This window comes from Candidatus Chloroploca sp. Khr17, assembly GCF_004138165.1.
Taxonomy (GTDB): domain Bacteria; phylum Chloroflexota; class Chloroflexia; order Chloroflexales; family Chloroflexaceae; genus Chloroploca.
In genome coordinates, this window is record NZ_RYFF01000060.1 from 16,389 (window position 1) to 29,579 (window position 13,191).

Consider the following 13,191-nt stretch of genomic DNA (forward strand, 5'->3'; position numbering starts at 1 on the left):
CTGTGAACTACATGTCCCGGTCGCGCCGCCGACCACGAAGAACACGCACGAATATACGAAGACAGGTGGTGTGAAGCACGTATTCGTTTCTTCGTGGCCCCATTCAAAGTCAGGTCTGTTGCGGTACCGTCGGCGTAAACGCCTCGGCTACCGTTGCAAAGGCCACCTGCGTGGCCTGTTTAGCCCGCGCAGGTGGGCTTTGTACCGCTAGCCGAGGGCTTCAGCCCGACGGACAAGCGGACTTTGCATCAGCCCTGGGCGCAACGTTGCCTGCGGTGGATGGCGGTGGGGTATTGCGGTATGATGAGGCTTGTTGGCTATCCATCTATCTATGAGGCGCTATGCGATACGATCTGCGTTGGTTGCTGGTTGTTGGCTGGGTTCTGGTCGTGCTGGTGGCGGGTGGAACGGTCGCAACGATCACAACCGTCGCTATGGCGCAGACGCAATCACCCGGCGCATCTCCAGTGCCGACGGTGACCAGTGAGCCGGTGGTGCCGACGGCAACGCGCACACCTGCCGAGCTTGTTGGGGTTGGTGAGATCACAACGACCTGGGCTGAGTTGTTGCAACGCTTTGGGTTGTGGGGTGCCGTGGGGGTGGGGCTTGTTGCTGCGGCATTGTTTGTCGTGTACCGGGTTGTCGGCAAGACGGGTGAGGGCCTCGGCGATTTTTTGTATCGGGTCTTGCTTGGGCGGCGCCTGGAGCAACGCGAAAAGACTATTGAAGGTGAAGGTCAAAAAGCTGCGCAGGCAAAAGCACGCCAGTCCGGGCTGACGGCCTATTTTGATTGGCTGGAAGAGGAGTTGAAGCATCTGCCCATCATTCCCATTCGGGCACGTGAGCGGCAAGAGCAGTTGCTGCTTGAGGAGGTGTATGTGCCGTTGCGGGTGGTTGAACGTGGGCAGATCGAGGGCTTCCTCAAGTTGATTCGGGGTGATTTTGACCCTGAGGATGAGTATCGTGTGCGTCCAGAGGCCTATCAGGCGTTGGATCGTAGCCAGGGTGTCTATCGGATGTTGAGCGAGCCGACGTTGCTGCAACAACAAGCGAAGGCGCAACCACGTGAACGCTCGCGCCGGGGTGAGCCGGCTGATGAAGCGCCGGTTGAAGCAACCAGTACGTGCTTGCTGCTGATCGGTGATGCAGGCAGCGGCAAAACGACCACGCTTCAGTATGGTGCCCTGGTGCTGGCCTGTGACTGCCGTGAAGGCCGGGTGGACAAGGTACCTGAACTGCTTGATCTGCATGCGCCGACGCCCCTGGTGCCGTTTTATATTCGCCTGACGCTTGTTGCGACCTATGTGCGTGAGAAGTTCAAGCGCGCCCAGGCCGAGGCGTTGCCTGGACTACAGGGCGCACCGAGTAAATTGCTGCTTGATTGGCTTGATGACTATATTTCGACCCAGATGGATAAACGGGGCGTGCGCCTAGCCGCTGATTTTCCGTCGCATCAGCTTGCGAAGGGTGGGTGTCTGGTGATGCTTGATGGTCTGGATGAGACCGGGGATCGGCGTGAACGGGACTATATGCAGCGTTTGATCGCCAATCTGATCCAGGATTATGGCAAGAATCGCTACCTTGTTGCCAGTCGCCCGTTTGAGGATCTGCAACTGCCAGGCTTTGATGAGCGCCATCTGAGCCCGCTCAAGCGTGACGAGATTGAACAATTGCTTGGCAACTGGTTTGGGGCGGTGCAAAAGACACGTTCACAACGTGCCGTCGAGGTTGCCAACGATCACGTCGCGTACCTGGGCGGGCTGATTGATGCCAATGCGCGCCTCTTTGAAATGGCGACGAATCCGCTCTTGCTGACGAGCATGGCGCTGCTGGTTCATACCGGGGTCGGGTTGCCGCGTGAACGCGCCGAACTCTACAATCGCTTGATCTATCTGTTGTTGGATACCTGGCGCACGCAACAGATCACGGGTGGCCTGCCAGGCAATGACGAGGGCAAGACCCGTTATGGTGGCGAAGAGAGTGTGAAAGGGATTCGGCGCAGACTTGAGGCGATCGCAGCGTGGATGCAAGAAGAGGGGCGACGTGAGTTACGCCTGCGCGAGGCGCAAGCTATTTTGCGGCCTGTGTATCAGGCCTACAAATCCTGGGATAACGAAACAGCCGACAATTATATTGCCAACCTGATCGAGTCGCTCTCGCTCGAGAGTGGCCTGCTGCAGCGGCGTGACGGCGGGTTTAGCTTTGCCCACTATACGCTGCAAGAGTATTTGACGGCCCTGGCCTATGATAACCGTGAGCAGGGCATCGAAGAGCTCTACCAGCACTGGACGAACCGACGCTGGCGCGAGACAATCTTGCTGGCGGTGGGCAACTGGGCGACTAAGGGACCGACAAAGAAGGCGCATCAACTGATCGAGCGCCTGCTGACAACGCGTGACGAAGCGATCAATGCGGTGCTGCTGGCCGCCGACGCGCTCTATGATGCCGATGTTGATCGCGTGGTCGAGCTCGCCCCCCTGCGGAGTGAGACGCTCAAGCGGTTGCACAGCTATGCGTTTGGCGAAGAAGTGCATCCTGACCCGGTCTTGCGCAACCGTGCCGCGATGATGCTCGACCGTTTTGGTGCCGACAATGAGCGGCCCGGGCTGGATCTGCGACGCGAAGACTACTGGGCAACCGTGATCAGTCCGGGCACGTTTCGTATGGGCGATGACGCTGGACTACGTGATAACGAAAAACCCTCCTTTGACTGCACGATCACCGCGAGCTACGCGCTGGCCCGTTTTCCAGTGACCAATCGCCAGTATCTTGTCTTTCTTGAAGCGCTGGCTGGACGGGGAGAGCATGAGGCGCTGGCCGCAGCCGAACGCCTGAAACCACGGCTGGCCCGCCACGACCAGAAGCCTGAACGTTTTCGACCTGGTACTTGGCCGGGGTCACGCTATCTGGCTGGCACAGGGAACCACCCGGTGGTTGCAGTCACCTGGTATGCGGCAACCGCATTTGCCTGGTGGGCAAATGAATGGCTGCACCTCTGTGGCGGATTGCCGGCGCACGAGACGGTACGGTTGCCGACGGAAGCTGAATGGGAACGCGCAGCCGCCTATCCTGTGCGTTTGCCTGGTGGAACGAGCGCGGATGGGCGGCGTACCTACCCCTGGGGCGCGTGGCCAGACTTGACAAGTGCGGGAGCACCCCGTATAACTAACAGCATACCAGCCAACATTGATGCAAGCGGGATTGGCAGCCCCTCGGTTGTCGGGCTCTTCCCGCATGGACGGGCCGCCTGTGGGGCCGAAGAGCTGGCAGGCAATGTCTGGGAATGGTGTAGCACCCCGTACACCACGTATCCCTTCAAAGGCGAGATCAGGGCGGAAATGCTTTACAATGAGGGCGAAAAAGCGAGTGACTCATATGTTCTACGAGGCGCGTCGTACTACAACAATAAAGACCTCGCCCGGTGCGTTTTCCGCTACGTCTTCTTCCCGCGCTACGCCTACGACATCTTCGGTTTTCGTCTTGCCCGTTTGTTCTCCTCATCTTCGTCTTCTTGACTTTTTGTCTTTTTGTCTTTTTGACACTGTAAAGGGTTTTGTAACCACCCAAGGCTGAACGCGAGTCACCACCGCTGCCTGGGGGCGCAGCAGCGATGAGAGGGGCCGGTTGTTGACGGGGGGGGCCTATGGGCTGCTGCGCCCCTACATTCGCGTGAAACCTCCCTCAGACCTCTGCGCCTCCGCGCCTCTGCGCCTCTGCGTTACACCCTCCGCGCCTCTGCGCCTTGGCGTCACATCCACCCCGGTGCCCGCCCTGCCGTGGGCATGGGATTGGCTCAACGCATTGCTGTAGATGACCCAACGCATGTGCTACAATGATGCAAGGGATATGTCAAGGAATTCGACTATGGAAGCGTTATCAAATGGGCAATCGACCGTCGTGCGCACGAGCCGCGGCCTGTCGATCGCTGGGACACGGATCACCTTGTACGCTTTGCTGGATTATCTGCATGCTGATTGGCCGCCAAAGCTGGTACAAGACTGGTTCAATCTTACCGATCAGCAGATGAGTGACATCCTCACCTATTTGGCCGCGCATCGTGACGAGGTGGAAGCTGAGTACCAGCAGGTGCTCCGCCAGGCAGATGTGAACCGTCAGTATTGGGAAGCGCGAAACCACGAGCGCGAACCCTCCCGAGCGCCGACTCCAGCCTCCCCCGAACAAGAAGCCCTGCGGGCCAAATTGCGCATCTGGAAAGCCCAACTCCGACAGCCATGATTACCATCCTGGCAGATCATAATATTGAAGGGCAAGCGCTCTTGCTCTGGGGAACCCTGGGAGCCGCCGGGTGGCTCGAACTGGTTCCCCTGCGGTTGGTACGCTTTGTCGAGGTTGGATTGCCCTATACGAGTACAGATCGGGTGGTTTGGCACTTTGTGCAGACCCACGAGATGTACCTCCTGACAGATAATCGCAATATGGAGGGACATGACTCGCTGGAACAGACCATCCGTGACGAGAATACGGAGAGGTCGCTTCCCGTATTGACGATCGGGCGTGTAGACCGAATGGTCGAGCGCACCTATCGAGAAGCGTGTGCTGCCCGGCTCCTCGATATCATCCTGTATCCAGAAGATCATGTGGGGACTGGGCGATTGTTCATTCCGTAACAGCGCCGTGGCGTCATATTCACGCCGTTTTTGATACCAACGCTGCCCGGGGGCGCAGCAGCAATGAGAGGGGCCGGTTGTTGACGGGCGGGCCTATATGGGCTGCTGCGCCCCTACACGTCGCGTCGCCGTTCTCCATTGCGGTGCCCGTTGCCGTGGGCATGGAATTGGTTCGTCGCCGTCAACCACCCCGGTGCCGACATATGTAGGGGCGCAGCAGCCCCTACGTAGCTTCTTCATCACAACGTCGCTTCACCGCTGCTGCGCCCTGCCGTGGGCATGGGATTGGCCCATTTGCCGTCATCCGCCCCGGTGCCTGCTGTTGCGTCACATCCACCCCGTTTTTGACGCAAAGGCGCCAGTGCCACCAACGCTGCCCGGGGGCGCAGCAGCGATGCGAGGGGCCGTTTACCGACGGGCGGGCCATGGGCTGCTGCGCCCCTACGACGCACATCGCCCCACATTGGATGGCGGTGGGCTAATGCGGTATGATTACCCGGTGGGGTAGATTCAAGGAAGGGTGACGTAAGATGAACAAAGAGCTACCGAGCTGGGCACTCCGGGCGGCCACCGCGGAAGATTGGGATTTTGCCCAGGCAGCGCATCGTCACGGCCACATGCATATCACGTGGCCACCCGCGCAAGCCTTACGCATCTGGGCAAAACAACAAGGATGGGCAACCCCATTCTTTGGTTTTGAAGAAGCATTCATCGCGACCATGCTTGAAAGCAACGAGCATTTCGCGCTCGCCATGGAGAAAAGTGGCCTCGAGATCTCCATTCCCAAGCAGGATTACGTGCTTTCAGATGAAAATATCCGTGAACTTGATGCATTATATGAGGAGCGATCATCGATGGGATACCCGAATAACTGGGGGGGCCTCGTCGAAAAACTCCGAGCAATACGCCGTGCGGTCGAAGCGGGCGTTGTGGTGCATATTGATGGCGAGCAGCCCATGGTGAATTGGCAGCATTTCTACCAGTGGGCGCACGGTCGATATCACATGCTTGAAGATGGCTACGACAAATGGATTGGTGACGACGCGTGAACCGCATCCGTGGCAGCGTGTTTGACAAAGATCGGCCCCATCCATCCCCGTCGCCATCATCCACCCCGGTGCTTCGCGCCTTCGCCTGACACACCCCTGTTTTTGACACCAAGACGCCAGTGCCACCAACGCTGCCTGGGGGCGCAGCAGCGATGCGAGGGGCCGGTTGTTGACGGGCGGGCCATGGGCTGCTGCGCCCCTACATTCGCGTGAAACCTCCCCCAAACCTCCTCATCCCTCTGCGCCTCCGCGCCTCCGCGCCTCTGCGTTAAACCCCCTCCGCGCCTCTGCCTCACTTCCACCCATGCGTTGCCTCCGTCACCGCGCGGTAGTTGGCGTCAAGCGCGGGTTCCAGCAGCAGGATCGCGGCGATGCGCCGGGCGATGTCGCGCACTTCGCGGGCTTCGTCGATGCTGAGGCTGCGCCCGAGCAGGGGGCGTTCGCGGTAGCTGAGCCATTTTTTGAGTACTTGGTAGCCGCCAATGGTGTAGCCCCAGATGCTTGGCGGGATGTTGCGCCAGTAGACGCGGTCGTTGAGGTAGATGTCGAGCGTTGTCCCACCCGCGGCGAGGCCGAGTGCGGGGCAGCTTTCGCCTTCGCTGGCGGTGCGTTCGATGATGCGGCCTTTGCCGGGCATCGTGATGCCGCCGCGCCCGCCGTAACCCCAGCCGACGGTGAGGTCGAGGTCGCCGGCGCTCGGGTTGATCTGTCCGCCTCCGACAACGCTGAGCACGCCGATGGGCCGTAGTTCGTCACGGGGTGTGCCGCTGGTGACGCCGATAACTGGGCGTTCGCTGTCGAGCAGCGCGGCGATCTGGCGCCCTAGTTCCGCCGAGGCGAGCAGCGCTGCGCTCGTGGCTGGCAACGGGATGCGCGGCCAGTCTTGGCGGAGTGCTCCGGCGTTCTCGGCGCGATATGCCGGGGCGTGCAGCACGGCGAGGGTGTGGTAGAACAAGGCCTCGGCGTTGCCTCTGAGACCAATTGGCATTGAGCGATCCGCATAGGTAGTGCTGCCAGAGCGCACTGGAACGCCATGCTCGGCAAGCTGCAAGCCAAAATCCGCAATCTGAAATGACATGAGATAGGCGAGCGCCGCGTCGCTCAGGTTGAGCCGCCGCCCGTCGCCCAGGTCGTGTGCGTCGGGGGTCCCGTCGAGGTCGAAGAGCGTGCGCGGTTGGGTGTTGGAGCGCAGGTAGAGGGGGAAGAAATTTGAGAAACCATTGCCAAAGTTGTCGGCTAGTACACTAGCCATATAACCACGCGAAAAGCGATCTAAAGACTCACGTTTTCTGGCTTCAATAAAGAGATTTCCTTCAAAAACATTTGCAAAAAAATCGGGGGATTTTCTTCCTAAAAGATCTGTTTCAGGTTCCCAATAAATCCAACGGACATCAAAAGGATGAAAACAGTATTTTACGATGTAGTTTTGCAGAAAGCCGCGGTTAACTAGATAGCTTCTTGTTTTATAAGGGTCGAATGCTTGGTTTGTCTTCGCCATCACACGAGGAATCAAATGTTCGATTTGAGCGTCAGTAATATTTTTATCAAAATATACACGCATTCGGTTAATTAGTACATCTTTGTCAATATCTATTACTGCATCGTCTCTTTTTGACTGAACTCCTGGGAAGGAAGTGGGGAAGACCTCAGGCAGCAGCGGCCAACCCAAGTAATCAGCCTGCACGTGGGCTGGTTGGAAGGGGAAGCCCAGCGGCACGGGCGGGTCAAGCCGTTGGTAGGCAGCGGTGGTGTCTGGCTGCGTGGCTGCGGTGTCCAATTCGGTGCGTTTTTCGCGGCCCCAGAAGTTGCGAAAGGCGATCGCAGCCTGTTTGGGCTGCGGCCCCCGACGTACCATCAGCGCAATCGCCGTGCCAACCTGAATGCCTTCGCGGTTGAAGTCGGTCGAGAAGACACTCGGGTCGGGTTGGCCCTCGGGCGTCAGTTTGCCGGTGCGGTACTTGTCGCCGTTGAGCGAGTCGATCCAAATCCGATCAAAAACCTCCAGGTAGCGCTCGCGCATGCCGGTGAACGAGAGTCCGTCGAGCCAGGAGTAGTTTGAGATGTAGCAGACGACGCCGCGCCGACTGGTTTCGACGATTTGGCGTTCGGCCATGCGAAAGAAGCGCACATAGAGGTCGTTGAGCCCCTGGCCTTGCGGTGCCGGGGCGCGCTTGGTCGTGCGGTAGGCGTTCGAGAGATCGCGCTCCTCTTCGATGCGCGCAATGCCGGCGTAGCCAGAGTAGGGCGGGTTGCCGAGGATCACCAGGATGGGCGCACCACGCTTGATCTGCTCGGCCTGGTCGCGCTCGTCCTGCAGTTCGGGGAGACCGGGGAAACGCAACTGGACGGCCTGCTTCGGATCGTCGGGCGGCTCCCATCCGGTGAGCGCGTTGGTCAGGTAGACGCCGACACGCTCGTCGTCGGCGAGCGGCGCGCCGAGTTGCTGCAGCAGCAGGCCAATCTGGAGGTGAGCAACAACAAAGGGCGCCGGCAGCAGCTCAAAGCCAAAGACCCGGCTCAGCGCGGCGCGCTTGACATCCTGGCCCAGCAAGGCGTCCTCGCCCTTGGCGCGCAGGGTCGCGGCAATTTGGCGCAGCACCTCGGCAACATACGCCCCGGTGCCCGTGCAAGGGTCGAGCACGATCACACTGGGGTCAGCCAGACCATCGGCCACCCCCAGCTCGTCGCGCAAGGCAGCATCAACGCGGGCGACCATATAGCGCACCACCTCGGGCGGCGTATACCAGACCCCCAGATCCTTGCGTAGCTCGGGGTCGAAGGCTTCGAGAAAGGGCTCGTAGAAGTACTGCACGGCGTGGCCGGTATCGAAGCGAGCGAAAAACGCCCCGCGCTCGACCCGATTGAGTGCCGCGCCGGTCCAGTCGAGCACCTCCATCAAACCAAGCGGCCTGAGGCGCTGGGGCGTCGAGATCTGGCTAAAGAGCGCCTGGAGCACCGGGACGTGCAGGTAGTACTGAGCCAAGCGCCAATCGAAGCTATCGCTGCGGTCAGGATCTTCGTGATGCCAGAGCACCCAGGCCGAAAAGACACCGTAAAAGAGCGTCTGGATCAGCGTCGAGCGAAAGAAATGATCGCCGCGCTGCTCGTTGAAACTAATGCCGAGCGCCTCCTCGAGGGCCTTGCGCACCTGCCGCAGCGCAGGCAACTGCGAATGCTCAACGCGCATCCGGGCATCGCGGGCATACGAGGCGAGGAACCAAGCCACATCGGCGGGGCTCGTCAACGGCGCAGCGGCAAGCAACATGCGCTTGAGGTACTCGATGAAGCGTTCGCGATGGCTCGCGGCCAAGGCCACCGGATCAGCAACCTGCGCCCAAAACTCAGCCTCGCTTGCCGCAAGGCGATAGCGCTCTTGGGGCAGCGGGCGACCGTGGGCATCGCGGCCAACGAGCACAAAATCGCGATAATTGGTCACGAGCACCTGCCCATAGCCATCGAGGTACTTCTGCACCTGCGGACTACGGGCAATCGCAGCCACCTCATCGCCGGTTCCCTTCACCTCAAGCACCCCACGGGCGGGCAGCGGCGCAGGGAAAGCATCGGAAGGCGCGTGGCGACCAATCTGATCGGCGGTGAAGAGACCACCATCAGGAATGCCCGCGCCACGATTCTTCAGCGTCAGAATACAGCGCACCCTCGGACGCAACTCAGCGCCGACCGCATTGAGCAGCGTGCTAAGCGCCGGATAAAACGACGTCTCCTTGACCGCAGAGCCAGAAGAGCGAATATCGCGGAGATCGCGGAGATAGGTGGCAACGATATCCATGCACGGCCTCGGGGACACAGTGCGAAGCCTGCCCGCCGAGCGCACCGGGAGGGGCGATCATCGAGCAGCGCACCATGCACAAATCCATTCAACCCAAACCCCAATTCACTGGAGAGTTACCAAGAGCGGGGAATGGTGTTTCTGTTGGCAAGTATAGCATACCCCGTTTTTGGCGCAAAGGCGCAACGTTTTTGACGCAAAGGCGCGAAGGCGCAAAGTTACCTATTATAGATCCCTCTGCGCCTCTGCGCCTCTGCGCCTCTGCGTTAAAACCCCTCCGCGCCTCTGCGCCTCTGCTCACGATTTCAGGTAAAATGGAGAGAGTCGGTCACAGTGCTACAAGGAGGGTACAATGTCTGAGCCGAAGGTTCAGGTCGGGGAGATGGCGCCCGACTTTGAGATTGTGAGTGAGACGGGTGAGCCGGTCACGTTGTCCGCTTTTCGTGGGAAGAAGGTGATCCTCTATTTCTATCCGAAAGATGATACGTCGGGCTGTACGACCCAGGCGTGTGGCTTTCGCGATACGTATCCGACGATTGAGGCCAAGAATGCAGTGGTGCTCGGGGTGAGTCCCGATGGGGTGAAGGCGCACCAGAAGTTCAAGACGAAACACAATCTACCATTTACGCTGCTCGTTGATGACCAACATACGGTCGCCGAGGCGTATGGGGTGTGGGTTGAGAAGTCGATGTATGGCAAGAAGTATATGGGGATCGAGCGCTCGCACTTTGTGATTGATGAAGCTGGCATCGTGATCGAGGCCGCACGCAAGGTGAAGCCAGCCGAGAGTGTGACGAATGCGGTCGCGGCGTTGGGGTGAGGACGATTGTATGGGCAAGAAGAAACGTGAGCAAGCGGGTGCTGAGGGTGGTCTTGCGGCCAGGCCGGTTGGGGGGATGGCGATTGCCCGCGACTGGCCGGTGTATGAGGCGTTGTTGTCGACGGGGTGGGAACAACCAGGCGCATTGACGACGATTCTCTTTGCGCGGCGTTCGCCCACCTCGGGCAAGATCGCGGCGGCAAGTTTCCTGGTTGACCTCGGGTGCCTGGGGGTCAAGAGTGCGCAGGTCAAGTTGCACAAGGATGTCAACGAGTACAATGCCGGCCTGCGGGCGCATATGCTCTCGGTGCGGCCAATGGAGCGCGCTGATCCCAATCTGGTCGCCAAGATTATCTTTACGGGCGTGAATTATGCCGCCAACCTGGGGTTCAAGCCTGACCCGATCTTTGCCCAGGCTGAGTTGCTGTTGCTCGCGACGTCACCCGAGACGTGTGGCGTTGAGGTGCCAACGGGCGGTGAGGATGGCAAGCCCTTTTTTGTCAATGGCCCCTACGATAATGTGGACAAGGTGATGGCGCAACTGATGCGTGCGGTAGGGGTTGGTAACTTCCACTATATGATCCAGGGTGATGCGGCGGCGCTGAATCTACCGGATGAGGTTCTGGCGCAGTTCGAGCAGGAACGTGAACGTCCCCGCATCGAAGGGTAGGGTGTCTGGTGTTCTTTTTTGCCCTTGCATGTGGCTTGACGATCCTGTTGCTGGTGGGGTATTGGCGTGATTGGAGGCGGGTGCAACGCCAGCCTCGTTTTCCTGCGCCTGCGCCGCTGCCCGCCGATGCGCCCCTGGTCTCGATCCTGATCCCGGCCCGCAATGAAGAGCGGGCGATCGGGCGGTCGGTCGCCGGGGCGCTGGCGCAAACCTATCCGCAGTTCGAGGTGCTTGTGGTTGACGATGGCTCGACCGATGGCACGGCGGCGCGTCTGGCCGAACTCGCCAACCCGAGGCTACGGGTGTTGTCAGGGCGACCGTTGCCAGCCGGGTGGGTCGGCAAATGCAATGCCTGTCAACAACTCGGCGAAACAGCCCATGGCGAATGGTTGCTCTATCTTGATGCCGATACCGCGCCTGCGCCGGAACTCACCAGCGTTTTGATGAGCTACGCGACCAACAAAAACCTTGACCTCGTCACCGTCCTGCCCTTGCTCGAACTTGGCACCTTCTGGGAGCGTGTGATCCTGCCGCCTTTTCTCGGCATGATCACCACGCTCTACCCACTCGAGCGCTTTGAAGATCCGAACGTGCGGCCCGAGCAAGTTTTTGCCAACGGGCCGTGCATTCTGCTGCGGCGCGAAGCCTACGAGGCGATTGGTGGGCACGGGGCGGTGCGCGACGAAGTGCTCGAAGATGTGCGGCTTGCGCAGGCCCTGCGGCGAGCGGGGTATCGGCTCGGGGGCGGCGAAGGTTTTGACTACCTGCGGGTACGGATGTACCACAATGGCCGCGAAGTCACCGAGGGGTTGATGAAGAACGCCGCCGCCGGCTACCGCAGCGGTGGCATGCGCTCGGGCTGGATCGCGCTACGACAACTCACCCTGGCGCTGGGGCCTTACTGGATCATGGGAAGCGGTGTCGCCCTGCTTGCCCTGGGATCAGACACCCTGGGAGCGAGCCTCATCGCATTGGGGCTAGGCAGCCTCGTGGTAAGCCTGCTGCTCTGGGGATGGCTCTACCGACGGCTCTACCGGCTCAGCGGATGGTACGGCCTGCTCTGGCCCCTGGGGATGGTGAGCTACCTCTTGATCGCGGGATTGGGCATGTGGCGAGTCGGCAGCGGGCGCGGGGTCGTCTGGAAGGGACGGACCTACACCGGGTAAAAGGAAACATTGGCGCAGAGAGGCCAGCAATGCTGGCCTCTCTGCGCCGAAGAGACCTACTATTCTTCGTCATCGCTGTCGCGTGGGCGACGGATCAATTCCGGCTCGGTAACAACCGCCGCTTCGTCCTCGGTCTCCGTTGTGGCACGGAGCTGGGTCAGCGAGAGGACAACGGCATCGGCGTTGGTAAGGACTCTGTAGGTACCTGAGGCGGCCAGGTCGCCGGCGTGAATGCTCTTATCCATCTGGTCGAGCACACTGATATCAATTTCAATATGCTGCGGCAATTCAGCGGGCAACGCCTCGACCATCACCGTTGAGAGGGCATGATTGAGCAGCGCATCGCCACGCACAATCACGGGTGACTCACCAACCGCGATCACCGGAACTTCGACCTGGATCAAACGCTTGAGGTCAACGGCCTTGAAATCAACGTGCAGAATATCGCGCTTGACCGGATGGCGCTGCACATCCTGAACAAAGACCGACATCAGTTGACCATCAATAAAGAGATCAATCAGCGACGTACGCCCGGCCTGGCGAAACATCAGATTGAAGGCTTTGCTATCGAGTTGAATGCTAACCGGCTCGATGCCACGGCCATACACCGTAGCGGGCAACAGGCCCTGGAGGCGCAGGTGCTTGACCTTTTTGCCAAGAACCATCCTCTTTTGGGCAGGGATCGTGTACTGGGTTCTCATCGTCGTGCTGTTCCTCATCTTGTGCACAGCCCATGCTTGCACAATACTCCCACAGCGAATAAGCAGCGGCGATGAGCGTGGGAAGCTCAGCGCCAGCAGGCGATTATACCATAAGACAAGGAAGTAGGAGCTAGCAAAGAGGTGACCGTTACGACTTGGGGACTACTTCTGCCAGCCCCTCTGGGGGCCAGCCGAGCAACTGCCCCCGACAGAGCTGGGCCATCGGCAGTGTACTCACGTCGTAGCCGGCCAGTTCGAGCGGGCACTTGCCCCGGATGCGCTCCTGCGCGTCTTGGGTAAACGGCGTCAGGCGGTAGCACCACTCGAAGATCACCAGGTAGCTTTGCGCGGTCTCAATGCTGTTGAAGCC

At 59.9% G+C, this 13,191-nt stretch carries 10 protein-coding genes; 7 read left to right on the top strand and 3 right to left on the bottom strand.

From position 1 onward, the window contains the following. Positions 1 to 341 precede the first annotated feature (341 nt). From EKD05_RS22045 to EKD05_RS22060, 4 genes are all read left to right on the top strand, one after another. Positions 342 to 3,515 (top strand): NACHT domain-containing NTPase, encoded by a 3,174-nt coding sequence (locus EKD05_RS22045; RefSeq protein WP_129677213.1) that lies wholly within the window; start codon positions 342 to 344, stop codon positions 3,513 to 3,515. Positions 3,516 to 3,864: 349 nt separating this feature from the next. Next, positions 3,865 to 4,236 carry a DUF433 domain-containing protein gene (locus EKD05_RS22050; RefSeq protein WP_129677215.1) on the top strand — a complete coding sequence of 124 codons (372 nt, stop codon included), beginning with the start codon at positions 3,865 to 3,867 and terminating at the stop codon, positions 4,234 to 4,236. Next, positions 4,233 to 4,628 (top strand): hypothetical protein, encoded by a 396-nt coding sequence (locus tag EKD05_RS22055; RefSeq protein ID WP_205704044.1) that lies wholly within the window; start codon positions 4,233 to 4,235, stop codon positions 4,626 to 4,628. The genes EKD05_RS22050 and EKD05_RS22055 overlap by 4 nt, the downstream gene beginning before the upstream one ends. A gap of 530 nt (positions 4,629 to 5,158) precedes the next feature. Then, the gene (locus EKD05_RS22060) at positions 5,159 to 5,677 is read left to right on the top strand and encodes a hypothetical protein (protein WP_129677217.1); all 519 of its coding nucleotides are present in this window, start codon (positions 5,159 to 5,161) and stop codon (positions 5,675 to 5,677) included. 292 nt (positions 5,678 to 5,969) lie between these two features. On the opposite strand, the gene EKD05_RS22065 is transcribed toward EKD05_RS22060, so the two are convergent. After that, a complete protein-coding gene (locus EKD05_RS22065; RefSeq protein ID WP_129677218.1) occupies positions 5,970 to 9,464 on the bottom strand; it encodes a type ISP restriction/modification enzyme in 3,495 nt (1,164 codons plus the stop codon). A gap of 352 nt (positions 9,465 to 9,816) precedes the next feature. Here EKD05_RS22065 and bcp point away from each other — a divergent pair, with 352 nt between their 5' ends. Genes bcp through EKD05_RS22080 form a run of 3 tightly spaced genes read left to right on the top strand, consistent with a single transcriptional unit; the run spans position 9,817 to position 12,120 of the window. After that, positions 9,817 to 10,284, top strand: a complete 468-nt coding sequence (gene bcp / locus EKD05_RS22070) for a thioredoxin-dependent thiol peroxidase (protein ID WP_129677220.1) — start codon at positions 9,817 to 9,819, stop codon at positions 10,282 to 10,284. Between the two features lie 10 nt (positions 10,285 to 10,294). Further along, a complete protein-coding gene (locus EKD05_RS22075; RefSeq protein ID WP_129677222.1) occupies positions 10,295 to 10,954 on the top strand; it encodes a hypothetical protein in 660 nt (219 codons plus the stop codon). Between the two features lie 8 nt (positions 10,955 to 10,962). Beyond that, positions 10,963 to 12,120, top strand: coding sequence for a glycosyltransferase (locus EKD05_RS22080; RefSeq protein ID WP_205704045.1), 1,158 nt, complete (start codon positions 10,963 to 10,965; stop codon positions 12,118 to 12,120). Between the two features lie 59 nt (positions 12,121 to 12,179). On the opposite strand, the gene EKD05_RS22085 is transcribed toward EKD05_RS22080, so the two are convergent. Together EKD05_RS22085 and EKD05_RS26030 are read right to left on the bottom strand one after the other, a co-directional pair. Further along, on the bottom strand, positions 12,180 to 12,821 hold the full coding sequence (locus tag EKD05_RS22085; RefSeq protein WP_129677229.1) for a 50S ribosomal protein L25: 642 nt from the start codon (positions 12,819 to 12,821) through the stop codon (positions 12,180 to 12,182). Positions 12,822 to 12,969: 148 nt separating this feature from the next. Continuing rightward, the coding region (locus EKD05_RS26030; RefSeq protein ID WP_165360890.1) for a hypothetical protein at positions 12,970 to 13,191 on the bottom strand (222 nt) is incomplete at its 5' end.